General features: G+C 41.9%; 21 protein-coding genes. 10 read left to right on the forward strand and 11 right to left on the reverse strand.

Annotated features, from left to right (window positions below; all coding sequences use genetic code 11):
- Positions 1-372: 372 nt before the first annotated feature.
- Positions 373-1,560: a methionine gamma-lyase gene (gene megL, locus FTX54_RS05340; RefSeq protein ID WP_147804039.1), complete on the forward strand. Its 1,188-nt coding sequence runs from the start codon at positions 373-375 to the stop codon at positions 1,558-1,560.
- Positions 1,561-1,663: 103 nt separating this feature from the next.
- Here the strand turns inward: megL and kynU are convergent, their stop codons facing one another.
- Positions 1,664-2,932, reverse strand: coding sequence for a kynureninase (gene kynU / locus FTX54_RS05345; protein ID WP_147804040.1), 1,269 nt, complete (start codon positions 2,930-2,932; stop codon positions 1,664-1,666).
- Positions 2,933-3,510: 578 nt separating this feature from the next.
- Here kynU and FTX54_RS05350 point away from each other — a divergent pair.
- The gene (locus tag FTX54_RS05350; RefSeq protein WP_147804041.1) at positions 3,511-4,269 is read left to right on the forward strand and encodes a TspO/MBR family protein; all 759 of its coding nucleotides are present in this window, start codon (positions 3,511-3,513) and stop codon (positions 4,267-4,269) included.
- Between the two features lie 55 nt (positions 4,270-4,324).
- Complete coding sequence (locus FTX54_RS05355; protein ID WP_187254589.1) at positions 4,325-4,477, forward strand: hypothetical protein; 153 nt, start codon at positions 4,325-4,327, stop codon at positions 4,475-4,477.
- A 464-nt stretch (positions 4,478-4,941) separates the two neighbouring features.
- Here the strand turns inward: FTX54_RS05355 and ytvI are convergent, their stop codons facing one another.
- On the reverse strand, positions 4,942-6,087 hold the full coding sequence (gene ytvI / locus FTX54_RS05360) for a sporulation integral membrane protein YtvI (protein WP_246125639.1): 1,146 nt from the start codon (positions 6,085-6,087) through the stop codon (positions 4,942-4,944).
- A gap of 80 nt (positions 6,088-6,167) precedes the next feature.
- Positions 6,168-7,289 carry a glycosyltransferase gene (locus FTX54_RS05365; protein ID WP_147804043.1) on the reverse strand — a complete coding sequence of 374 codons (1,122 nt, stop codon included), beginning with the start codon at positions 7,287-7,289 and terminating at the stop codon, positions 6,168-6,170.
- 125 nt (positions 7,290-7,414) lie between these two features.
- Here FTX54_RS05365 and FTX54_RS05370 point away from each other — a divergent pair, with 125 nt between their 5' ends.
- The 3 genes from FTX54_RS05370 to FTX54_RS05380 all read left to right on the forward strand — a co-directional run bounded on the left by FTX54_RS05370 (position 7,415) and on the right by FTX54_RS05380 (position 9,374).
- On the forward strand, positions 7,415-8,305 hold the full coding sequence (locus FTX54_RS05370; protein ID WP_187254571.1) for a diacylglycerol/lipid kinase family protein: 891 nt from the start codon (positions 7,415-7,417) through the stop codon (positions 8,303-8,305).
- Between the two features lie 280 nt (positions 8,306-8,585).
- Positions 8,586-8,723 (forward strand): lmo0937 family membrane protein, encoded by a 138-nt coding sequence (locus FTX54_RS05375; protein ID WP_147804045.1) that lies wholly within the window; start codon positions 8,586-8,588, stop codon positions 8,721-8,723.
- Between the two features lie 84 nt (positions 8,724-8,807).
- Positions 8,808-9,374, forward strand: a complete 567-nt coding sequence (locus tag FTX54_RS05380; protein ID WP_187254572.1) for a carbonic anhydrase — start codon at positions 8,808-8,810, stop codon at positions 9,372-9,374.
- Positions 9,375-9,469: 95 nt separating this feature from the next.
- On the opposite strand, the gene FTX54_RS05385 is transcribed toward FTX54_RS05380, so the two are convergent.
- Both FTX54_RS05385 and FTX54_RS05390 read right to left on the reverse strand, forming a co-directional pair.
- Positions 9,470-10,468, reverse strand: a complete 999-nt coding sequence (locus FTX54_RS05385; RefSeq protein ID WP_147804047.1) for a rod shape-determining protein — start codon at positions 10,466-10,468, stop codon at positions 9,470-9,472.
- Positions 10,469-10,781: 313 nt separating this feature from the next.
- Complete coding sequence (locus FTX54_RS05390) at positions 10,782-10,949, reverse strand: hypothetical protein (protein WP_187254573.1); 168 nt, start codon at positions 10,947-10,949, stop codon at positions 10,782-10,784.
- A 340-nt stretch (positions 10,950-11,289) separates the two neighbouring features.
- Here FTX54_RS05390 and FTX54_RS05395 point away from each other — a divergent pair, with 340 nt between their 5' ends.
- Positions 11,290-12,573, forward strand: coding sequence for a helix-turn-helix transcriptional regulator (locus FTX54_RS05395; protein WP_147804048.1), 1,284 nt, complete (start codon positions 11,290-11,292; stop codon positions 12,571-12,573).
- A gap of 866 nt (positions 12,574-13,439) precedes the next feature.
- On the opposite strand, the gene FTX54_RS05400 is transcribed toward FTX54_RS05395, so the two are convergent.
- The gene (locus FTX54_RS05400) at positions 13,440-13,922 is read right to left on the reverse strand and encodes a small multi-drug export protein (protein WP_147804050.1); all 483 of its coding nucleotides are present in this window, start codon (positions 13,920-13,922) and stop codon (positions 13,440-13,442) included.
- Positions 13,915-14,496: a TetR/AcrR family transcriptional regulator gene (locus tag FTX54_RS05405; protein ID WP_147804051.1), complete on the reverse strand. Its 582-nt coding sequence runs from the start codon at positions 14,494-14,496 to the stop codon at positions 13,915-13,917. Before FTX54_RS05405 ends, FTX54_RS05400 begins: the two co-directional genes overlap by 8 nt.
- Before the next feature lie 903 nt (positions 14,497-15,399).
- On the opposite strand from FTX54_RS05405, the gene FTX54_RS05410 reads away from it, so the two are divergent.
- Positions 15,400-16,773, forward strand: a complete 1,374-nt coding sequence (locus FTX54_RS05410) for an aldehyde dehydrogenase (RefSeq protein ID WP_147804052.1) — start codon at positions 15,400-15,402, stop codon at positions 16,771-16,773.
- 227 nt (positions 16,774-17,000) lie between these two features.
- Here FTX54_RS05410 and FTX54_RS05415 read toward each other — a convergent pair whose 3' ends face one another.
- From FTX54_RS05415 to FTX54_RS05425, 3 genes are read right to left on the reverse strand one after another with little or no spacing between them, the layout of a single operon-like run.
- Positions 17,001-17,279 (reverse strand): hypothetical protein, encoded by a 279-nt coding sequence (locus FTX54_RS05415; protein ID WP_147804053.1) that lies wholly within the window; start codon positions 17,277-17,279, stop codon positions 17,001-17,003.
- Positions 17,280-17,299: 20 nt separating this feature from the next.
- On the reverse strand, positions 17,300-18,493 hold the full coding sequence (locus FTX54_RS05420) for a GNAT family N-acetyltransferase (protein WP_147804054.1): 1,194 nt from the start codon (positions 18,491-18,493) through the stop codon (positions 17,300-17,302).
- On the reverse strand, positions 18,490-19,929 hold the full coding sequence (locus tag FTX54_RS05425) for a cryptochrome/photolyase family protein (protein ID WP_147804055.1): 1,440 nt from the start codon (positions 19,927-19,929) through the stop codon (positions 18,490-18,492). Before FTX54_RS05425 ends, FTX54_RS05420 begins: the two co-directional genes overlap by 4 nt.
- A 104-nt stretch (positions 19,930-20,033) precedes the next feature.
- Between FTX54_RS05425 and FTX54_RS05430 the strand changes: the two genes are divergently transcribed.
- Entirely contained in the window at positions 20,034-21,353 is a 1,320-nt protein-coding gene (locus FTX54_RS05430) for a lysine N(6)-hydroxylase/L-ornithine N(5)-oxygenase family protein (RefSeq protein WP_147804056.1), read from the forward strand.
- 52 nt (positions 21,354-21,405) lie between these two features.
- Positions 21,406-22,398 carry an LLM class flavin-dependent oxidoreductase gene (locus FTX54_RS05435; RefSeq protein WP_147804057.1) on the forward strand — a complete coding sequence of 331 codons (993 nt, stop codon included), beginning with the start codon at positions 21,406-21,408 and terminating at the stop codon, positions 22,396-22,398.
- Positions 22,399-22,552: 154 nt separating this feature from the next.
- On the opposite strand, the gene FTX54_RS05440 is transcribed toward FTX54_RS05435, so the two are convergent.
- Positions 22,553-22,828: an acylphosphatase gene (locus tag FTX54_RS05440; RefSeq protein WP_147804058.1), complete on the reverse strand. Its 276-nt coding sequence runs from the start codon at positions 22,826-22,828 to the stop codon at positions 22,553-22,555.
- Positions 22,829-22,867: the final 39 nt, after the last annotated feature.

Here is a 22,867-nt window from a genome sequence, read left to right on the forward strand (position 1 = left end):
AAACACGTTAAATTTAATATGAGCTATGAATGCCTTCATGATGAACTCCAGTCATGAAGGTTTTTCAGCATAATGCCGGTTCCTTGTTCAAAGCTGTTTATAAAGTTTTTTATGTACAGGTCTACGGTTCTCTGTTTCCACCGGGAAGGGGAGTAGAGACATAGACAATAAATAGAATAATCAGGCTGAAAGGGTGACTTAATTAACACTCTGCAAAGCTGTTCCAATTATTTTTTGGAACAGCTTTTTCATTAATGCGGTTTGGTAACTTCTTCTATTTAATTGCTATTCATTAATGTATACAGAGTCATTTCAAAATTATTGTGTATAATAAGTATGTAAACGCTTTAATTTCGAGGGGGATAAAAAAGTATGAAGAAAAAGGATTTAGAAACAAGACTTATTCACGGAAATTTTGAGAGAAGCCGGCATTATGGGAGTCTGGCTCCACCTATTTATCAAACATCGACATTCGTTTTTGACAATGCCCGGCAGGGAGAAGCAAGGTTTTCCGGTGAAGAAGAAGGCTATATGTATTCAAGACTTGGTAATCCAACGGTAACGGAATTCGAGAAAAAATTGGCTGACCTGGAAGAAGGGCAGGAGGGTATCGCTTTCGCCTCGGGCATGGGGGCAGTCTCAGCAGTTTTAATGCATCTGATGAAATCCGGTGATCATGTGCTTGTATCTGAAGGAGTATACGGATGTACATACAGCTTTCTTAAAATGATGAAAGAGAAGTACAATCTTCACTATGATTTAATCAGCATGTCCAGTGAAGAGGTCATTCAGCGTGAGATTCGTCCGGAAACAAAAATCCTCTATGTCGAAACGCCGATTAATCCGACAATGAAACTTGTTGATTTGGAAATGGTTATAAAAACTGCCCGTAAAAACGGTCTGACAGTTGTAATAGATAATACATTCTGTTCTCCTTATCTGCAGCAGCCGCTGAAGCTTGGCGCTGATTTTGTTATACACAGCGCGACAAAATATATCAGCGGGCACGGAGATGTAATTGCGGGAGCAGCTGTGGGACCTGCTGAGCATATGCAGGAAATCCGTATGACAACCCAGAAAGATATCGGAGCTGTACTTGGTCCTTTTGATGCGTGGCTGCTTCTAAGAGGACTGAAAACGCTCGCAGTAAGAATGGATCGTCATTGTGAAAATGCCGCAGCGATTTTTAAGGAATTGAAGGACCATTCTAAAGTGAAAAATGTTATTTATCCAGGAGATCCTGCTTTTGAAGATTTTGAGCTTGCGAAACGCCAGATGAAAAAGTTCGGAGGTTTGATTAGTTTTGAAATTGACGGCGGGAAAGAAGCTGCCCAGGATTTTATGGATCAATTAAAAATAGTAAAGACAGCTGTCAGTCTTGGTGATGCAGAATCGCTTATTCAGCACCCGGCCAGCATGACCCACGCGATCGTGCCGGAGGAAGAACGAATAGAAATGGGTATAAATGATTCTCTCGTACGTCTTTCACTTGGGCTGGAAAGTTCTGATGATATTTGGGAGGATATAGAACAGGCACTTAACAGCACTTTTTCCAATTAAGCGGTCTCCATTGTTTTTATTTTCAGGGCAGACAAAAAAAGAACAAACGGGAAAAGTTTCCTTAACCGTTTGTTCTTTTTCAAAGCTGGCTTTAAAAAGGGGGCTAAGCAATAATATCCCGTTCGTTTTTATATTTTTTATAAGATTTCGTTTCCAGCAGTTTTTCAAAAATGATCAGTGTCTCAGCCAGGTCATCAAAGCTTGAATAAAGCGGGGAGGGAGCGAGGCGGATAATGTCCGGTGAACGAAAATCCGGAATGACTCCTGCCTCTTTCAAACCTTTACATAGGCGGGCGGCATCGGGATGTGTCAATGCAATGTGTCCTCCGCGATCAAGCTCCGGGGTTACAATTTTCAGCGTATCGTCCAGAGCAGTCAGCTCCTGCAGACCTTCACGAATAAAAGAAGTCAGCTTCAAGGATCTGCTGCGCAGACTGTCGATGCCTGCTTCAAGAATCATTTCAAGTGAGCCCTTCAGTGGAGCCATGCTCAAAACGTTCGGTGTACCCAGCTGAAAGGCCGACGCATCTTCAGCTGGAGAAAATACGGCTTCCATATCAAACTGTTTCTGTTTGTCTGAACCAAACCAGCCTGCAAGTCCTGGAGTTTGACCGTGATGCTTTTTGTGCACGAAAAGTCCTGCTGTACCACCGGGACCGCTGTTAGCATACTTATACGTACACCAGACAGCAAAGTCGACGCCACTTTCATGAAGGTCATGCGGCACAGCGCCGAATGAATGGGCAAGATCCCAGCCGATAAGAGCACCATAACTATGGGCTTTTTCTGTTATACGCTTCCAGTCTAGCAGCTGACCGCTTCGGTACAGGACGGAAGGGAGGAGCACAAGGGCGGTATTTTCCGTGATGGATTTAAAGATATCCTCTTCTTCCAAATTAGCCCCATCCCTGCTCGGAATAAATGTCAGGTGTTTATCAGGATCGAGGCCGTGCAGCTGAAGCTGACTTTTAACGGCATAGACATCTGTAGGAAAAGCAAGACTGTCCATTACAATTGTATTTTTATTTTTTTGAGGCTCAAAAAAAGTAGTCAGCAGCTGATGAAGATTGACAGTAATGGAGCCTGTGACCGCAACTTCCTCAGGATAAGCACCTATGAGCTCAGCACTCTGGGCAGCCAGTTCATCTGCAAAGTAAAACCATGGGTCAGGACCTTCAGACCACCCATTAATCCCTCTGTGCTTCCAGTCATCTATACAGGCATGTACAGCTGCTTCCGCCCTGGTTGAGAGCAGGCCGAGAGAATTACCGTCCAGATAAATTCCTGTAGGAAGGTAGAATTCTTTCTTATAACCGCGGAGATCATCTTCTTTATCAAGCTCGAAAGCCTGGTTTTTCCAATCAGAACGCATACGTCTCTTCCTTTCTTTATAGCTCTGTTAAAGCCTGTTGTTGATGTATAAGAAACTTTGCTTCGGCCCTCCGTGGAGGAGGTTTCCAGCTTCCTCAGGCTTACGCCCTGCGGGATCTTCCAATCTCCTTCTTCCACGGGCGTGTTTCCGCTTCGTTGTAATTTTCTAATACAGAAAGCCCGCTGGTTGAATCAAGAAGGTACCAAAGTAGAAGCCAGTCCCAAGATGATTTTTCAAGACTCCTGAGGAAATAAAAAGCAGGAAGATCCTCCCGGACGCAAGGGAAGCCGCATGCTTTCTCCGCGGCAGGCGAAGAAAAAGGAGCCGCAGGTAATCCAATAACAACACGGAGCTTTAACAGAGCCTTCTTTATAAAAACTGCTTTTCGCGGAACACATTATAAATACAGTGGTGATGCCTGGCAGCTTTCTGAGGCTTTCCCTGGCTGGATAAAGCTGTAGAAACGAAAAGGCTTACTAATTATTTTTCCAATTGTACCATATGAGACTTTCAGATTAATTTAATCTGTATTAGGGTAGAGAAAGAAATAATTACACAAATAAAGGAAGGTGTTAAACATGATCCGCCAATTCGCTGTAATAAACCTTGCCGTACTGCTGGTCGTTATTACAATAAATGTACTAGCAAACACACTGCCATTAAATAACTTAACAACTGGCCAGCTTTCTGAAAGAGTTAATGTTTTGTTTACACCTGCCGGATATGTTTTCAGCATATGGAGTCTTATTTATCTCACGCTGTTTTTATGGGCAGTCAGAGGACTTTATACCCGCAGGGGGGCAGACCTTGAAGCAATAAGCCGCATAGGATTTCTTTTTGCATGGAGCGGTCTTTTTAACGTGCTCTGGCTGTTTTTGTTCCATTTTGAATTTTACGTTTTAACACTGTTTCCTATGGTAGCTCTGCTTACGACGATTATATTTATGTATTACCATGTGGACCGGACAGAAGGTGTGACAATATGGACGAAACTGCCTTTTTCTATTTATCTGGGATGGGTCTCAGTAGCTACAATAGTAAATATCGGAATATTTTTTAATTCCATCGGACTAAATGAAGGATTCATATTTTCCAATATTACATGGACGGTACTTGTCCTTTTTGTTGGAGGAGGAATAGCCTACGCTTTTACACGTATTTTCAGAGATGCAGTTTATGGTCTCGTGTTTGTCTGGGCTTTTCTGGGAATTGCAGTCGAAAGAACAGGAGAATCCATCGTTATTGCTTTTTTCGCTGCCCTTGTTGGTACGGCACTTTTAGCGTATATCGTATACTATGTGTACACAACGAAAAAAATGCTCGAATTTGAAGCATAAAAAGAACGTAGAGGGGGTAAAGAAAAGTAGTATTAAAAAGAAGGAGGGAGCTTCCGTGAATATTAACAAACAAGATGTCCTTCGTCTGGTTGAAAGATTATCGGAAGATGAACTTAGAATTGTATATACGTTTATTGAAGAATATCGTATCGCTGCGGGGGAGGAGGAACGAAAAAAACGTTCTCTTTCAGCCTCCGAAAATAATTAGTGAATTCTCCCTCCTTCTAAACAATATATCTTTTAAATGAAGCTGGTAAGCTTTCACGCATTATACAGTCATTTATATTCCGGGTTTTAAACCCATTAAACGAAACAGCTTTCTTTAATAATTGTTCAGTTTACCGAATTTTCTCTAAAGAATTATATGTAAAAAATGATCTTCACCTATGCAGCATTACGATGTTAGGAGAAGTTTATAAAATAGCAGGAGCAGAAAGTCCCCGTGAAGACGTCTTCCTCCGGGCCCTCGGCAAATGAGGGTATGTCAACAAATCAACACGATAATATAAGAAAAGACCCTTACCTAAAATTGGCAGGGTCTTTTCTTATATTATTGAATCTGTCCCGGTGTTTTTTCATTGATTTCCTCTGTATGTTGAATGCCGCCAGAGCCGTGTAACCGTGAGGCACATTGAAAGGGAGCATCCGTATACAGGATAGAGAAAACAGCACTTATTTATTACGATCCACTTTTTCATCTTCTTCTTTGAACCCACTTTTGATAAAATGCAGCAGGTTATCAAGAATTCCAATATCTTTAAAAATAACAGCAATAACTAGAATGAACGGGCCAAGGAAAAAACCGACAACACCAAAAAGCTGGAATCCGACAAATAATGAAACAAGAACGGCAAGTGCATTTAAATTCATGCTTGTCGATAGAATTTTCGGTTCAATAGCCTGGCGGACTACCATCGTTATTCCATAGACAATAGCCAGCCCTACTCCCATACTGATACTTCCAGTAAAAAACATATATAAGGACCACGGAATTAAAATTGTGCCGGAACCAAGATATGGAAGAACTTCAGCCAAGCCGATAATGAGCGCAATAGTAAGGGCATTGTCCACTCTTAAAATGAATAAACCAATAAGGACGAGCAGAGAAGCGATAAACATTAAAATAATCTGGGCTCGGAGAAAACCCAGTACTCTGTATTGAAACATTTTTTTGAATTCTTTTGATTTTTTCATGAATGCATCAGGAATTCTTGAGTATATATAAGAAAAAATCCGATCCCAGTCTTTACCAATAAAATAGAATGCGAGAAAAATAATAAGGAGTACAAGCAGGGACGCAGGGACGAATATGAGTACCTGCGTAAGCCTTTCAGTAAGTCCCTGGCCACCTTCTGTTAACGACGCAGCCAGGCGTGTTCCGAGTGTAGCTATCCCATTATTAAAAGCATCCTGCTGTTCGGGCGTTAAAGAGTCCATAGCTCCTGTAATCTGCTGCCAGATAGGAAAGATGGACTGATTGAAAAAGTTTTGAATATCTCTTGAGGTGGACTCTATCCACTGCGGCAGAAAATCAGAAATTCTCCTTACTCCGAATATGATCAGAAAAACGAGCCCGGTTACCGCTCCGCCAAGAGCACTTATTCCTAATAATAAAGCAGAGATTACAGCCAGTGTATTTGGAAATCTTAATTTATTGCGCAGCCATCTTATAAGTGGATAAAACATCCATACTAGTAAAGCAGCAATCCAAAAAGGATATCCAATGCGGAAAAACCATGTTACAACCAGGGCGATGGCTGTTATAAATATAAGTACAAACAGCAGGCGCAGCATGATCCATGCATGAGATCTTGTCACAAGTAATTCCTCCTCTCCGGACTATTGCAATTTCAACAGCAGCATTTTCTTTATTTTACCAGAAATACCTTTAGGAAAGTTTATTTTTTCTTCCGGAGTTCTTTTAAAGGATAGAGTGTTCCGCGCCAGACGACCCCTCCACGTTTCAATGTCATAAACATGGAACGGAGCAGACAAAAAATAAAAAGAAGAGCACAGAAAGGCATGGTTAAAATCAATATTGGATTTTCACCAGTGAAACGTTGATTATAGGCATACATCCCCGTATATAATGCAATAATCAAAAAGAAAATAAAAAAAACAGAAGCCTGCGTGAAGAATAATGCAGCAAAAGGAAAGACATGCAGCATAAAAATCAGTGCGGAAAAGAAAATGGAAGCAAAAATACTATAACGCATAAAGGCAAATAAATTTTTCTCCAGGCCGTTTACTACTTGGGGGATGTTTTCATACCATTGGACATATACAAGGTCTTTTCCAAATCCGAGTTTTTGTCTGAAACCCTGGTTAACAATACGCTTCCCAAGTTTTAAATCATCATCAGGATCGGTTCGCAGAGACCGGTGTTCACCTGCTGAGATGTAAACTTTCCGATTGATAAAATTAAAAGCTCCGATACCTGCGTGTTTCAATTGAATGAAATTCCACATTCCAAGAATGCTCCAGTAATTATGAAAAGCACGGTAGGCAGACGTTCCACCTTCATTATCGGGAACTAACGCGAGATGGTCCAGCTTTTCTTTCCGGATAAGAGAGACGGCTCTGGAAAGAGCGGAAGAATCAAAAATAATATCGGCATCGGTAAATAAAATCCAGCTGCCTGAACTTAAGTCAGCCCCTGTTTGAAGGGCATGATTTTTACCAAGCCATCCATCAGGCAGGGAAGTAACAGTGTGCACCATCAGTCTGCTGCTTTGAGGGTGTTCCTTCTGAAGCCGGAGCAGCAGGTCGAGCGTTGCATCGTCAGACCGGTCGTTAACGACGACTACTTCTAAATTGGGATAATCGAGATTCAGCATGGAGATTACGGCTTCCTTTATTCGCTTTTCTTCATTTTTCGCTGCAACGACGATGCTTACTGAAGGAAAGCTGTTTTCTTCAGGAGAATAATTTTTCAGCATGGGAAGTTTGCTAATTCCAAAAAACCACTGCATACTAATAATCAGTATGGTTATAAGTATAAATAACCCAATCCACAGCACTCTGCTTCACCACCTTATGATGATAAACATTTTACACATGTCACAAAGTAAAATCCATGAACTGCTATGGTTTAAAAACAGATAATTTTAATATACTTATTAGAATTTTAAGCGAGGTGCCTATAATGATAAAACGAGGAGCCGTCGTTTATAACGACAAGGCAGGCAACGAGGATCATGAAAAACTTCTGGAAGATATTAAAGAAATACTGGATCCGGAAGTCGAAGAACTGCATTTCATTGCAAGAGAACATCCTGGTAAAATTCAGGAATATCTTCAGGACGAAGAAAATCAATGGGATCAAGTCTGGATAATGGGCGGAGACGGAACCGTCCACACGTGTATTGACGGCCTCAGGAAAAGGGGAAATAAACCTGTGACGGCCATCATTCCTGCTGGAACATGTAATGACTTTGCGAGATCGTTGAATCTCCCTATGGATCCTCTGGCAGCAGTGCGTGCTTCCTTGGAAGGCACAGTGTACTGGACAGATATAGGTGTATGTAACGGCCATGCATTTACGAATTTTGCGGGTATGGGTATCATTGCCGACACTTCAGAAAATATTGACGAGGAAGTAAAGGAAAGAATGGGGCGGTTCAGCTATTTTATGAGCGCCTGGAAAACGATGAAAGATGCAGAAACATTTTCTTATTCAATGACCATTGACGGCCATCAGCGTGAAGGAGAAGCTGTTATGATACTTGTCTGTAATGGAGGATCGATCGGTACTACAAAAATCCCTTTTCCTACGATAAAAATGGATGACGGGATGCTTGATCTAATCATTATGAAGGGGACAGGGGGAGAGCTGTTCAGAGAGTGGCTTCATCGAAGCAGCAAAAACGGACAGGTCGAAAATACTCAAGGTGTTACTCATATGCAGGTGAAAACTGTGAACCTGAAAACCAATCCTGTTAAAAAAGTGGATGCAGATGGTGAAGTTGAAACAGAAACTCCAGCAGAAATAGGCATTATCCCGAAAGCGGTTCCTTTTATATATGCTAATGAATGAATTTCATAGGAGATATCAATCCTGTAAAGTCTCAGAACAATGGAAATGATCTTCACTTCAGACGAATACTTTCACGGGGCTTATCTTCCGCTGTTTTCGTCGGTGGCTGTCCTGTGAAAACAGCAGCAGACCAGCCACTCGAAATACGTGCCCCGTGAAACAAAGACAGCATACAGAAGAGAAAGTTATGCATCATAAGTTCAGCATATCTAATACTCAAGTTTCAAAGTATTATATTAAGGAAATAAATAGATATCATGGAACTTAAGGAGGAACAGGGATGCTTTGGACCATTATTGCCATTCTGCTTATTATCTGGATTGCAGGTTTACTGCTTGATCTTGCAGGCGGCTTAATTCATCTTATTTTGATTATTGTTGTTGTTGTAGTTATTATCCGTATTGTTCGAGGGAAGTAGCTGGATAAACCAAGTTGTAAACTTGACTGCTTCATGAGAAACTATTCAAAATAACCTTTTTTAATGATACGAAGGAGGATATCAGTGAATAGAAAAGAATTGGAAACAGCCCAGCAAAAATTTAAAGACAGACAGCTGAGCGAAAATAAAGAATACTTTGAGAGTTTAGCGAAAGGTCAGACTCCTTCTTTTTTTGTGCTTGCCTGCTGTGACTCACGTACAGACCCATCTACCGTGACAGGACAGCCCCTCGGTGAACTTTTCATTCATCGAAATATTGCGAATCAGGCATCTCAGGAAGATGAAGGATTTCAGGCGAGTCTTTATTACGCACTTCACGTGTTAAAGGTTGATTACGTACTCGTACTAGGCCACACACATTGTGGAGGGGTTCAAGGAACAAAAACAGCTTCCCATCCCGAACCGCTTGAAAATTGGATTAGTCCTATACGTGACACACTCTCACTGTTTGAAGGGAAGGCACCTGAAGATGGGGAAACTCTGGAAAGATTTAATGTAGTAAAACAGGTGGAAAACATAAAACACCAGAACGTGTTCACGTCTGCCGAGAGAGAAGTTCCAGTACTAGGAGCACTTTTTCATATTGAAAATGGAACGATGGAATGGGTCGATATCCCTCCAGAAAGTTAATAAAAAGAGGCTGTCCAACAATGTTGGACAGCCTCTTTTTTTTCATGTGCCGGTTCCCAGAGATTATCCAAAGCACAGGGAAGCTCATTATAAAATTATTCGTTCGACTCATTAAATAAATTAAATGCAGCCCCCGTGCCGCGTGCCGCTGTTTCGAAAGGATCTTGAGTGGAATGGACAGGGAGATTTAAAGACTGGGAAAACCATTCTGCAAGCCCGGGCAGAAGAGAAGTGCCGCCACTGAGCAGAAGTCCCCGGTCAATAAGATCTCCGCTTAGTTCGGGAGGACAGGAAGCTATCGTATTTTCTATATTTTCCAGCACTTGATGAAGTGGTTTTTCCAAAACTTTTTGAATCTCCCGGCTCGAAACAGCAATAGATCGGGGGAGGCCTGATTTTCTATCCAATCCCCGGATAACAGATTGTTTGTAATTATGATATCCTGGAGAACTTCCTATATCTATTTTCAAATTTTCGGCAGCTGATCTGGTGACGATTACAGAGTAAGTGTGATAGAGGTAGTCAGTAATTGCTCTGTCCAGGTCAGATCCTCCAGCTCGTATAGAACTTGAGGCAGCTGATCTGCCTGAACAAATTACTGCTGATGAAGCAGTCCCTCCACCAATAGAAGCAATAAAATGGGCGGAAGCGGATTCTGCTTTTATGTCTGTACCTAAAGCACAGGCAGCTGGTTCTTCAATTAACCGGATTGTTGAGGCTCCGCTTAACAAAACTGCTTTTTTAACAGCCCTTTTCTCTACCGAAGTCAGATTCGGGGCGACACATAGTACGACATTCGGTTTTCTAAGAGAACCTCCAACTTTTTTCAGTGACGATTTTATTAAAAAAGTCAGCATTTCTAATGTAACTGCATCGTCGGCCATTACTCCATTCTCGAGCGGCCGGCTACCTCTGAAAGCATCGGGCTGTTCTTTAAGGAGCAGCTCAGCTTTGTATCCGAAAGCTTCACATTCTCCCGTCTCCTCTCTTATAGCAGCTATAGTCGGCTCATTATAAAGCAGTCCTTTTTTCTTTGTATAAGTTTGCACATTGGAAGTTCCTAAATCAATTCCGAGTTGTACAGGTTTGAACATGTTGTCCCTCCGTTATTAAATAAACCCACATTAGAAAATGATAGATAAAGTTATAAACCTACTATGTAACATATATTTAGATTACCTTTCTTTCCTCCAGGAGACAACAAATCTTAAAAAAAGACTGAACAAAATCCTTCGCAGCATTGGATCTTCAGCCGGCACTGGACCCTCCTCCGGGAGCTCGTATCTTTTCCTGCGTTCCTCTCCATGCGTGGAACTCGTATTGTAATGCTTTATGAATATCCGCATTTTCATTTAGGAAAAGGGTGTATGAAATCCGTTCAATAGATATATATGTTGAACTTAATAATTAGTCTCCACTTCTGTAACCAGCCGCTATCGTTTCCATGGGGACGCTTTCCGGGCGGGCCGGCCTCAGCTGATCCCTTCCTCCCTGCGGTCGGGCGGGATGGATCTTCGGCTCGTCCTGATTCGCCCTGGAGTCGCCCCATGTGCCCTGCAGCGGCCTGTTCTCCATCTTTGTTCTTCCTGCAGGTATGGTCGACCGTTAAAAATTATAACACCCTTCTTTCTTTCGATAGGGAAGACCGCTTTCGAGGTCATACATTCTGTCTTTATAAATATTAAGTTCAATTTATATAGACAAAAAAAGGTGTTGAAATAAATAAAAAATTGATATACTGATCATTATGTTATTAAATACATCGATTTAGTCGGTTTAATGGAATATGAATCCTATTATGAAAATTACAGGATGCTTTACGTGATGTACTTTTTACGGATATACTTAAGTTATAATAATAAAGTCACAAGCTCCATTTCAGATAAAATCGGGACCGAAGCAGAGGTGTGATTTAATGTTAGGGAAACTGTTAAAATACAATAGAATAAAACAAGGAAAGAAACAGGAAGATATATGCAGGGATATCTGTTCCGTTTCTTACTATAGTAAAATTGAAAATAATAGAATTAATCCTGCAGATGAAGTTTTTGAACAACTGCTGAACAGGTTGAATTTAACTTCGTCTGACCTCGAAAAACTGGATTACGAAGAAATGAAACGGAAACTCATAAACTGGCATTCGCTCATCATACGCAAACAGACAAGTGAAGCAGAAAGAGTAAGAAATGAACTGGCTGAAGAAATAGAATATTTTCATGATAGCCACATACAATTAATGTATCTGCTTTTTGCAGCCAGATTTGCTGTATTTAAGGAAGATATTCACTACCTTGAAGAACTGAGGCAAGCAATAAGCGAATTTTCACTCGAAGAAGTACCCGAAGATATCAAATTTTATTACGAAAAAATACACACAATTATCTATATATTCTTTGAAAGATACGACCAGTCCCGCAATCATGCCTGCCTGGCCAGTGACTACAGCAAAGAAGTGGTGCTGCCGGAAGAAGAGTTGATCGATCACTTTGCTCTTTTAGGAAGAGTCGGTCTGGAAACCGGTGACTATTCAATCAGCATCGATTTCACCCAAAGAGCAATTAACGTCTATGACAGAGATTACAATCTTCATTTGAGCGGTGCCTGCAGAGTGCTGCTGGCAAGGGCCTACCGTAAAGTTCTGAAATTCGAAAAAGCGATTGAAGAACTGGATAAAGTAGCTGCTATAAGCGAGCAGACTCAAAATACCCGATTGGAGGCAGAAGTTCTCCAGATGAGAGGAGAAATATATGCCCAGTCAAACAAACAGATGGATGCCATTCACTGCTTCCAGCAGAGTTACCGGATGCGTTCGGGCAGAGAGAGGCTCGTAACGATACATTCCATTCTGCAGGAATTCGAAAAGCTGGATTCTGGACAGGATATTCTAAGCTGGGTAGCTCATGGAATGGAAACGATATCGAAATTAAAAAATAAGCGGATGCTGATTCCTTTCGATGAGAAATACGAATTAAAATTTCTCTACTATTTAGTTTCTTATGATAGAGTTCATGAAAAAGATTTTGAAGCTACGGTTAAAGAAAAAATCCTTCCTTTTTTTGAAGATCTGCAGGATTGGGTCTCCATTGCATTTTATTCTGAAAAACTCGGAAGCTATTACGAAAAGAGAAAAGAATTTGATGAAAGCCTTATATGGTATAAAAAGTCGATTCAGTCTTTATGGGCGAGAGCCCGGTACTGACAACGGGACATGGGCAGAATCAAAGAGATTTTTTATGAATCACCTTTCCGTACAAACAGTAAAATGTTGTCCTCCGCGATCTATTTGAAATGCTGAAGGTTACTTTGATTGAAATAATAAATCTGTTTCAAGGTCTGAGTTTTTACTTGAGCCCGGGGCATGAGAGTAAAAAGTGTCTATATATTTTAAACTTAATATCTATATATGTTGAACTTAATAATTAGTCTCCCCCTACTGTAACCAGCCGCTTACGTTTCCGTGGGGACGCTTTCCGGGCGGGCCGGCCTCAGCTAACCCCTTCCTCCCTGCGGTCGGGCGGGTTGGATCTTCGGCTGTCCTGATTCGCCCTGGAGTCGCGCCATGTGCCCTGCAGCGGCCTGTTCTCCATTTCTGTTCTTCCTGCAGGTACGATCTGCAGTTAAAAATAATACCACCCTTCTTTTTTTCGATAAAGAAGACCGCTTTCGAGGTCATACATTCTATTCTTATAAATATTAAGTTCAATTTATATATGTATAGAAGGCATGTTTTTGAAGCGGTTGTTTTCAGAAGCGGAAACTTCTCATTAAGTTCAACATATTTAACTGAAAAAGTGTCGTTAGAAAAAAGCACTCCCGTCGAGGTCAGTCAATCCTGATCGACTTATTGGGCGTGCTTTTACTGCTTAATAAGACTTTTTCCAGGGGGTATCTGAATCTTATTATTTTCAATCGCTTTTTTTGAGTGCGGTGTTTATCAGCGTGAACAACTCTTTAGAACAGAAGGCCGGCTGTGCAGGAACTCTGTGGAACGCTGCCTTCTTTGACGATAGAACCTTTGTACAAATTGTATGAATGAACAGAAAGTTTATAAATATTTTCCTTTTATCAGGAAAACAGACTTTGTATCCACTCAAGGCTGTAAATGCTGGCTATTGTTAAGAAGATAGTCCATGCTGCCAGGCTGATCGCCATCCACCAGGCAGTTTCGTGCTTGCCAGCTTTTAAGGAAAGAGCAATAACAGCGGCAAGGTGGATGCCTGTTAAGGCGGGTCCAAGCACAGCTAATCCGGGAAGTCCGTATTTAATAAAAAGGGCTTCTGCTTTCTTTCCACGGCCGGTCGTGCGTTTTCTGCGCTTCTTTTTAAGTCTTCCTGCCTTCCAGTTACGAACCCGCTGAGTATTTTCCACATAATGAAGCAGATAAACAATAAAAAGAACCGGGAGAAAATTCCCGATAAATGAAACGAAGCCGACTAAAAGAGGTTCCAGTCCCATCCCCACTCCTATAGGAATGACGATTAATATTTCCAGCCAGGGAGTTGCGGCCATCAAAAATATCAATATATACTGCCACAGCAGATCAAGCATACGGCTTACCTCCAATACCATTCCAAAAAACATCCCATGCAGCTTTGTATTTCCTGTTCCAGAGCTTTTCATCATAATATAACCTTTGCACACAAATTCCATCCATCAAGCAGTAAAAACTATCTAAAAGCGGCTCTATAGGCTGCTCCCGTATTATTCCTTCATGAATCATCGCTTCAAAACGAGGTCGGAAAATTTTGCTGCAATCCTCCTCAAAAGACAAAAACCTGCTCCGTATTTCCTGTTGAAGAGCAGGAGGGGGAAATAGAACGAAATGCAGATAAAAACGTCCGTTTTCTTCGTTTGCAAGATAAACAGCCGTTTTTTCTAAAATCTCTTTCAAAGTCATAGAGGAGCCGGGTCCGGCTGCAGCTTTAAGATGTTCAATATAGGCATCGTAAACTGTGTCTACTACTCCAAGGAACAACGTTTGTTTATTGGAAAAATGATTATAGATGGACGACTTTTTGATCCCCGTTGAGGCGGCAATAGAGGATAATGAGGCTCCATCGTAACCGTGCAGTGAGAACTCCCGCATTGAGACTCTTATAAGATCAGTAACAGTAGTCTTCATAAATATCCTCCCTTTACTAACGACCGTTCGTATGTACACTTTATCATATGACCTGTCTTTTATCAAAACCCTGCTTGAATTTATGAGAAATTTATTAATGAAAGTCAGGTTTTAAAATGAGAGCGCTGTAAAAGTCTGCTGTTCTTACGCAAAAAAAGGGGCATTGGCTTTCCGACTTACGATTACAGAAGATATCTTCACCTAAAAAGCTGGTGCGCCGGGCTGAAACGAGAGAAGTTTTAGAGGTGAAATTAGTTTTTTGTCAGATATAGTTTGTTTTCCCCCCAAACGTGTGCAAGAACCACAGCTTTAACAGAGACACTTATGCAGGATGGCTGCACCATGAGGCATGAAAATGACTTTCTGTAGGAATGGAGTTCCCCCTCTATACAGGTAGAATGAAGGATAGTCAGAAGAGGGCTTCTTTAATTTAGAAGGCCGATCGATCCTGCTCCGTATTTTTACCGGGAGCTGGAGTGGAGATGGGGCGACTCCGGGGCGATCAAGGCCGAGCCCCGTCCGCCCCGACGGAAGGGAGGACGGAATTAGCTGAGGCCGGCCCTGCGACCCCATGGAAACGAAAGCGCACGTTCATCGATTATCTACTTTATTTTCAAGGCAGCCTAAATTAAGAAGATGCGGCCTTAACAAAGCAAACTGAAAAAAGGAATAGCTTGCCGTGATGGATGCAGTTTCCTGTGTTATGATTTATAGAATACTACGCATCCATTATGAATAAAGAAAACCAATTATAAGCCTTCTGTCGAAAGTTTTGACGGCGGCTGCAGGGAGAAAGTCATTGACAGATCTTTACTGATTCGATTATTTAACCACTTGTCAGTACATCCGCTGTTATAAACAGCAGGAAATACAAGCAGAAGCCAGCAGAGGACGTGATTTGGAATGGAAGAAATGGTACAGGCACTGGTGAAGAGCCAGAAAGACTTTTTTTACGCAGGGCATACACGCAGTATCTCATTCAGAAAAAAACAGCTTAAACTGCTTAGAGAAACAGTGAAAAAAAGAGAAAGCGAAGTTATGGATGCTTTAAAAAAAGATCTGAATAAAGGAGAATTCGAAGCATACTTAACAGAAGTAGGATATTTTTACAGTGAGTTGAAAGATATAGAAAAAAATATGGATTACTGGGCTTCTCCGCAGAAACAGAAAACGCCGTTGACCCATACAGGAAGTACGAGCTATGTATATAAAGATCCGTACGGCGTAACACTGATTATCAGTCCGTGGAATTTCCCTTTTCAGATTGCTATGGTGCCTCTAATTGGTGCTATTGCAGCAGGAAATACTGCTATTATCAAACCGTCAGAATTCACACCGAATACGAGCATGGTCATTCGTGACATAATTGCTTCTACATTTCCAGAAGAATATATCGCTGTAGTAGAAGGAGATTCAGAAGTTTCACAGGCCCTGCTAGCACAAAAAGTCGACTATATCTTTTTTACAGGAAGCAAGACAACAGGTAGAAAAGTGATGGAACAGGCAGCAAAAAATTTAACTCCTCTCACGCTGGAACTTGGGGGGAAAAATCCTGTGATTATTACGGAAGATGCTGATTTAAAGCTGGCAGCAAAGCGCATCGTCTGGGGAAAGTTTATGAATGCAGGACAGAACTGTGTGGCTCCGGATTATGTTTTAATTCAGGATTCCTGCAGAAGGAAGTTCCTAAAGCTTGTTATTCAATATACAAAAAAATATTTTGGACCCGAAGTACGCGGTAAAAGAAGCTTTCCTCGAATCGTCTCGGAGGAGCATGTAGACCGGCTGGCGAAAATGCTGGATAAAAACAAAATTTCCTACGGCGGTGGATACGACAGAGACAGCAGGAAAATGGAACCGACTATTATGATGGATGTACAGATGGATGACAGGGTAATGGAAGAAGAGATTTTTGGTCCTATACTGCCGATTGTATCCTATCAATATGAAAATGAAGTGCTGAATATTGTTAGAGAGCGGCCAAATCCTTTAGCCTTATATCTTTTTACAGAGAGTAAAGACACTGAAGATCTGATTATTAATAATCTCTCTTTCGGCGGAGGCTGTGTGAACGATACAATTATGCACATTACTACGCCTTATCTGCCTTTTGGAGGTGTCGGAGCAAGTGGTCATGGAGCCTATCACGGCAAAGATAGTTTCGATACGTTCACCCATAAAAAGAGTATTTTAAAACAGACAACTAAGTTTGACCTTCCGGTGCGCTATACTCCGTCACAGAGTACATTAAAGACGCTCAGAAGGCTCTGGGAGTAATAGAAGCTTTCTTTTACTCATCAGACAAGACTGTTTGCAGAAGTTAGGAAGTTCGTCTTTATAGACGGGAGAACGAAGCAGGTTTAATTAAAAGCCTGAAGTAAATACACTTTTTATAATATAAATGAGGTGAGTCCTCGTTTTACCCTAAGCTTTATAACCTGTCCTTTTCAATTTTATACTGCAAAGAAGGCTGTTCCCGAATACTCGGAGACAGCCTTTTTTTATTATGAGTGATCCTGAGAATTATAGAACAGCCTGAAAATTTTCATCAGTGCACGTAATAAAAGAGGAAGGACAACCCAGACTACAAAAAGCATAATTAATCCATAAGTAAAAGCATATACTGCCCCGTTCAGCTGCCAGTAACCAATGAAAAACAGAGGAGAGACAGCAGCCGGCATGAAAAAAATAACTGCAGTCGTCCAGTAAATGGACTGAAGGGCTTGATCAACAGGGATTTTACCATATAAAAATTGAAATAAAGGAGAAAAAATTGATTTCAACACTGCGGCTCCTTTCGTGTTTAGAAAAAGTCGTAAATGAACGGCAGGCGTTTAGGAAGGGACTGTTCAAGTATCCATGCTGCCTCTTCATCACCTGTGATTTTTTCTTCCTCCCACAGTCTAATAGGGGTCTGGGCCCCCATTATAATAGCTGTAAGCATATTTATGTCCATTTCGAGACCACGCTTCGGGAGCTGACGCGAAATTTTATCATCTTCAAAATCAGATCTGAAAAATTTCACCCTGGAAGGGGGGCCGGATGCGGCAGCAATGATATACGTGCCTTCATTCCACGGGCAGAGCGTATCTTTTAAATGAATAATGATATTTTCGTTCTCTTGCAGCTGAAAAGGCACAAGAGAGAGGAGCATGGGACAATCGACTATTCTCGCCATAAAATAAGAAGTGACTTCCCGTTTCACTTTTGGATCAGGAAGAAGAAATGCAAATATATCGTGGGCTCCTGTTTTAATGGAAAATGTTTCTGCCATGGAATCGTGATTTCGGATGAAGGTAAATAATCCTTTTCTTGCATCCGCATCGAGCCAGATCAGTTCTTCTATATGCATTTTTCTTTCTTTTACTTCATAAATGATATAGCCTCTGGCCTTACCATGGCGGTAGTATACTGTTATTGAACCGGGCTTTCTCTTAAATACAGATTTTCTCCACCATTCAGGAGAGCGGGAGAGAGAACCATTATACTTTTCCGCCCAAACTCTATAAATGGGGTCGAGAATTTCTGCATCTCGTTCGATTCTTGTGCAGTGTCCGTCGTGCTCCTCCCGGAGAGGGAGCTGCTCTCTTGATAATGTGAGGGTTTCCTGGTCAGCAAACAGTTCATAGCCAAACCGTCTGTAAAAAGGGACGGAAAACGGATAAAGCATCGACAGCAGCTGGCCTCTTTCTTTCATATCCTCAAGCGCATGCTTCAGCATGAGGGCAACTATCCCTTTCCGGCGGTGTTCAGGCCACGTTGCTACACCGGAAACACCACCAACTGGAACTGGAAGACCGTACAAATGAGCATGGAGAGGCAGAACAGTAACTTTGGAGAGGATTTCTCCGTCTTCTTCAGCAATCCACGTATCTTCCGGATTCATATCAGTAAGTCTTGAACGTCTTTCTTCATCCGTCATCTGATATTGAAAAGCAAATTCTGACATGCGTATCGACTGGTCAGCTTCTGCAGGTTTTAAACGGCGAATAATCATAACAGTTCCCCCTCCTCTTTGAACATAGCAATAGCGCGCTTTCTTTCCTGCTTATGATCAACGATTGGTTCAGGGTAATCTTTTCCGATCCTGCAGGAAGCTTTATCCTGAATGTCGGCCGGCATCTTATGTGGTTCATGGATGAACTTGTCCGGCACATCTTTCAGCTCCGGAACGTAGCGCCGGATGTAGGACCCATCTGGATCAAACCGTTCCGACTGGCGTACCGGGCTGAAAACACGAAAATAAGGAACTGCATCAGTACCGACAGAACCGGCCCACTGCCAGCCGCCGATGTTTGAGGCTGGATCGTAATCAATAAGCTTTTCTCCGAAATACTTTTCCCCCAGACGCCAGTCCATCTGAAAATCTTTTGTTAAAAAAGAAGCAGTAATCATACGAAGACGGTTATGCATCCATCCTATTTGATTCAGCTGTCTCATACCTGCATCGACAATAGGAAAGCCTGTCATCCCCTGTTTCCAGAGAGAAAAGTGATCTTGGTTGTTGTTCCAGCTCAAGTCACGGTATTTTTCCTGAAATTCTTTCTCAGCGGTTTCAGGGAAATGAGTTAAAATCATTGTGTAAAAATCTCTCCACGCCAATTCTTTTATAAAGGTTTCCGGCCCTTCATTGTTCTTACCTTCCAGTTGTACAGCAGCTGCATTATATACCTGTCGTACAGAAAGAGTCCCTGTGCGAAGGTAGGGGGACAAACGGCTTGTGCCTGCTTTTTCAGGCAGATCCCTGGTATGATGGTAGCGGGAAAGGACATTTTTTATAAAAAATTCAAGCCGGTGAAGAGCCGCTTTTTCACCAATTTTTTTCCAGTTGGAGGAGCAGTTATTAAGGATAGTTGAAAATGTTTTTTCACTTTCAGCATCCACAGCTTTAATCCTTCCGTAAAAGCGGGATATGTCGTCTGGATCACTTTGGACTAAAGAAGTTTTTTCCGCACGGAGCCACTGCCTGGAATAAGGCGTGTACACTTTATAGGGTTCCTCGTTATTCTTTGTAATTTCAAAGGGTTCATGTATATAATTGCCTCGCACGCTTTCAAGGCGGATTCTGTGTTTTTGCAGAGTATGACGGACTTCTTCATCTCGCTGCAGAGCGAATGGTGTAAAGTCGCGTGCATGATAAACAGTGTTAATTACACCGACTCTTTCAGTCAGAAGGTCAAAAGCTTCTTTTGGAGTACCGGAAATAATATGAAGTTTGACGTTTATTTTTTCACATTCCTCTGCAAAATCACGGACAGTCTGAAAAAAGTAATCGTTGCTTAAGTCTGTATTGCCTGTGAAATCGGGATGAAGGTGAAATACGAACAGAATATTCCCATCGGATTCCTGAGCTTCATTTAGTGCGGCATGTACAGCCGGGTTATCATGGAAACGAAAATCGTTTCTGAACCAGACTACATAAGTTTCGTTCATAAGTATATCCCTCCATAATTGGTGGTTGTTTATTCAATCATAACGAATAATTGTACAAATTAGTATCGGAACATTAGAAATACGAATAGATTGGAGTGAGGTATATGAATGAAAAAGAATTATATGACATTATTGGAGTCGGCATTGGTCCTGCTAATCTCGGACTTGCAGCTCTTTCTACAGATATCGATAATCTAAGCACTCTATTTTTTGATGAAACTCCTTCTTTTAGATGGCATCCGGGTATGCTGATTGAGGGAGCTGATCTTCAGGTTCCGTTTCTTGCTGATCTGGTAACTCTTGCCGACCCTACCAACCGCTTCAGTTTTTTAAACTATATACATAAAGCCGGCAGGATGAACCAGTTTTTCTTCTTTAACCGCTTTGACATTCCCAGAAAGGAATACAGCAGTTATGCAAGGTGGGTGTCGGAACAACTTGACTCCTGTGTATTTGGCCGTAAAGTTACAGATGTCATTAATCACCAAAGCGATGAAATTCCCCATTATGAAGTAATAGTGGAAGACAGAGAAACAAAAGTGGAAGCTCGTTATTTTTCTAAAAACCTAGTGATAGGTACGGGAACGAAACCGTTGATACCGGAAAAGCTCACAGGTTTTCCAGCTGAAGACGTGATGCATACAAGCCAATATGCATTTCAGGAAAAAGAACTGGCAGAGGCAGATTCTATTCTGATAGTAGGCTCTGGTCAGAGTGCAGCAGAAGTCTTTCTTGAACAGCTGGAAAACCAAAGAGAGGGAAGACCTGTATTATACTGGTATACACGATCTTCTGGATTCTTTCAATTAGAAGCGGGCAAGCTCGGACAGGAAATTTTTTCTCCGGATTATATCGATTATTTTCATGCCCTTCCTCTTAACAAGAGGTTGGAAGAGCTTCCCGGATTAAATCAGCTGCGCAATGGAATAGAACAGACTACTCTTCATAAAATATATGATCTGCTTTATCATCGAACAGTTGATGGTAAAGAGGCAGGATGTGTCATTCAGGCTAATACAGAAATTCGCTCTATTTATCATGACGATGGGAAGTACCAGGTCGTTTGTTATCAGCATCAGCAGGAAAAAGAATTCAATCTGCAGACTGAAAAAGTTGTGCTTGGCACGGGCTACAAGCCGGATATTCCGGACTGGTATGAGCGGCTCATGCAGGAAGCTGAAAGAGAGGAGGGGTATCTCCGAATCGGCAGAGAGTTTGATATTCAGTTTTCCGATAACCGAAGCAATAAAATTTATTCCCTTACCGATCTTGTTCATTCCCACGGAGCCGGAGCGACCAACCTGGCTTTGGCCGTACACCGGAACGCCGCAATTATAAATCAGGTGACAGGAAGTAAAGTTTATGAAGATCAAAGGGACACAGTGTTTCAGCAGTTTTCCCCCTCTGAAAACGGAGGAAGATAAATATATTGCCGGATGATGATTAACTAAACTGTACTGGAGGAGGAAGAGACTTATGAAGCTGAGTATTCTCGATCAATCCCCTGTAGCTGAAGGTATGACCGCTGCGGAAGCTTTAAGAAACACAGCTGATCTTGCTCGCAAAGCGGAAAAATGGGGATATTACAGGTTCTGGGTATCTGAACATCATGACTCTGCTTCTCTTGCAGGCACCAGTCCTGAAGTTCTCATCGCTCATCTTGGCGCCCATACGAAGTCTATTCGTCTCGGATCCGGAGGTGTTATGCTTCCGCATTACAGCCCTTTTAAAGTAGCGGAAAATTTTCACATTCTTGAAGCACTCTATCCAGGCAGGATTGATGCCGGTATAGGGAGAGCGCCTGGAGGGATGCCTCGTGCCACGCTCGCTTTAAGTGAAGGTAAACCTAGAAGGGCAGAGCGTTTCCCGCGACAGGTTGACGACCTTCTCCGCTATATTCGTTTTGAAACAATTCCGGAATACGCATACGGAGAAGCAGCTGCCGGACCGGTTACAGAAACGTTTCCTCCTGTATGGATACTGGGGTCAGGCGAAGCGAGCGCCCGGCTGGCTGCAGAAAAAGGGCTTCCTTACTCTTTCGCTCATTTTATAAATGGAGAAGGCGGAGAAACATTTGTTAAAGAATACAAAAAGAACTTTCAACCCTCTATTAATTTGACAGCTCCTAAGCATATAGTAACTGTATTTGCTCTATGTGCAGATACAGAAGAAAAAGCAGACTATATTGCTTCCAGTCTCGACCTTTCCCTTTTATCTTTAGGAAAAGGAATGGCGCTTCAGGGAACACCAAGTCCCGAAAGTGCAGCTGCATACAGCTATACTGGTTTTGACAGAGCAAGAATGAAGGAAAACAGGGAGCGGATGATTATTGGTTCCCCGCAAAAAGTGAAAAGAGAGCTTCTGGATTTTGCAGAAGCTTATGAGGCGGAAGAAATAATGATCTGTACGATTGCCTATCATCACGAGGATCGGCTTCGGTCATACGCGTTAATTAAAGACATGATCTAGTGAGTGCCCCTGTCCGACAAGCAGGCTTTAATGGAAGAAGATGAAATAGTCAGCTGAAGCGGAATAAAAAAAGTCACGACGAAATCTGCCGTGACGCAATCAGACTTTAATAAAGAACGCTTCTTCTCTGTAACAGTTTTCTTTTTCATAACAATTAATCGTGACGGATGGAGAATTTCTTTTCGCTCGATTCCGAATCTATAGTAACAGGAATGACTTCTTCTACGCTCGCAGGGTAACGTGCTTTTTCAAGGCTGCGGAGAAAACTGGAAAGTTCATCTTCCTTTCCCTGAGCTTCCATCCTTACACTCCCATCCGGTTCGTTTTTAACCCATCCGGTTAAATTTCTCTGCTTTGCTTCCGTTTGTACGAAATATCGGAAACCTACTCCCTGCACCCGGCCGATAACAGTAATATCGTATCTTGGCATAATTGAGACCCTCCTTTAAAAACTGCTGGTTATAGATTT

Source organism: Alkalicoccus halolimnae (genome assembly GCF_008014775.2).
GTDB classification, from domain to species: domain Bacteria; phylum Bacillota; class Bacilli; order Bacillales; family Salisediminibacteriaceae; genus Alkalicoccus; species Alkalicoccus halolimnae.

Coding starts and splice junctions, on each gene's coding strand:
- FTX54_RS05440 (WP_147804058.1), bottom strand. CDS start 22,828: ATGCCAAGATACGATATTACTGTTATCGGCCGGGTGCAGGGAGTAGGT.
- FTX54_RS05420 (WP_147804054.1), bottom strand. CDS start 18,493: ATGATTATTCGCCGTTTAAAACCTGCAGAAGCTGACCAGTCGATACGC.
- FTX54_RS05390 (WP_187254573.1), bottom strand. CDS start 10,949: ATGGAGAACAGGCCGCTGCAGGGCACATGGGGCGACTCCAGGGCGAAT.
- kynU (WP_147804040.1), bottom strand. CDS start 2,932: ATGCGTTCTGATTGGAAAAACCAGGCTTTCGAGCTTGATAAAGAAGAT.
- FTX54_RS05370 (WP_187254571.1), top strand. CDS start 7,415: ATGATAAAACGAGGAGCCGTCGTTTATAACGACAAGGCAGGCAACGAG.
- FTX54_RS05430 (WP_147804056.1), top strand. CDS start 20,034: ATGAATGAAAAAGAATTATATGACATTATTGGAGTCGGCATTGGTCCT.
- FTX54_RS05425 (WP_147804055.1), bottom strand. CDS start 19,929: ATGAACGAAACTTATGTAGTCTGGTTCAGAAACGATTTTCGTTTCCAT.
- FTX54_RS05385 (WP_147804047.1), bottom strand. CDS start 10,468: ATGTTCAAACCTGTACAACTCGGAATTGATTTAGGAACTTCCAATGTG.
- FTX54_RS05375 (WP_147804045.1), top strand. CDS start 8,586: ATGCTTTGGACCATTATTGCCATTCTGCTTATTATCTGGATTGCAGGT.
- FTX54_RS05405 (WP_147804051.1), bottom strand. CDS start 14,496: ATGAAGACTACTGTTACTGATCTTATAAGAGTCTCAATGCGGGAGTTC.
- FTX54_RS05435 (WP_147804057.1), top strand. CDS start 21,406: ATGAAGCTGAGTATTCTCGATCAATCCCCTGTAGCTGAAGGTATGACC.
- FTX54_RS05410 (WP_147804052.1), top strand. CDS start 15,400: ATGGAAGAAATGGTACAGGCACTGGTGAAGAGCCAGAAAGACTTTTTT.
- FTX54_RS05395 (WP_147804048.1), top strand. CDS start 11,290: ATGTTAGGGAAACTGTTAAAATACAATAGAATAAAACAAGGAAAGAAA.
- FTX54_RS05350 (WP_147804041.1), top strand. CDS start 3,511: ATGATCCGCCAATTCGCTGTAATAAACCTTGCCGTACTGCTGGTCGTT.
- megL (WP_147804039.1), top strand. CDS start 373: ATGAAGAAAAAGGATTTAGAAACAAGACTTATTCACGGAAATTTTGAG.
- FTX54_RS05400 (WP_147804050.1), bottom strand. CDS start 13,922: ATGCTTGATCTGCTGTGGCAGTATATATTGATATTTTTGATGGCCGCA.